This window comes from Paenibacillus terrisolis (assembly GCF_056171975.1).
The window spans coordinates 1-598 of sequence record NZ_JBKFGG010000063.1 but is presented as its reverse complement, the minus strand read 5'-3'; the positions used below and the strand labels follow the sequence as shown (position 1 = coordinate 598).

1 rRNA gene is annotated in these 598 nt (G+C 55.0%); it reads left to right on the top strand.

What is annotated here, in order from left to right:
* Positions 1–598: ribosomal RNA gene (locus ACI48K_RS25585) — 16S ribosomal RNA — on the top strand; the annotation flags it as partial.

Here is a 598-nt window from a genome sequence, read left to right as displayed (position 1 = left end):
GCACAAGCAGTGGAGTATGTGGTTTAATTCGAAGCAACGCGAAGAACCTTACCAGGTCTTGACATCCCTCTGACCGGTACAGAGATGTACCTTTCCTTCGGGACAGAGGAGACAGGTGGTGCATGGTTGTCGTCAGCTCGTGTCGTGAGATGTTGGGTTAAGTCCCGCAACGAGCGCAACCCTTGATCTTAGTTGCCAGCATGTAAGGTGGGCACTCTAAGGTGACTGCCGGTGACAAACCGGAGGAAGGTGGGGATGACGTCAAATCATCATGCCCCTTATGACCTGGGCTACACACGTACTACAATGGCCGGTACAACGGGAAGCGAAGTCGCGAGATGGAGCGAATCCTAAAAAGCCGGTCTCAGTTCGGATTGCAGGCTGCAACTCGCCTGCATGAAGTCGGAATTGCTAGTAATCGCGGATCAGCATGCCGCGGTGAATACGTTCCCGGGTCTTGTACACACCGCCCGTCACACCACGAGAGTTTACAACACCCGAAGTCGGTGAGGTAACCGCAAGGGGCCAGCCGCCGAAGGTGGGGTAGATGATTGGGGTGAAGTCGTAACAAGGTAGCCGTATCGGAAGGTGCGGCTGG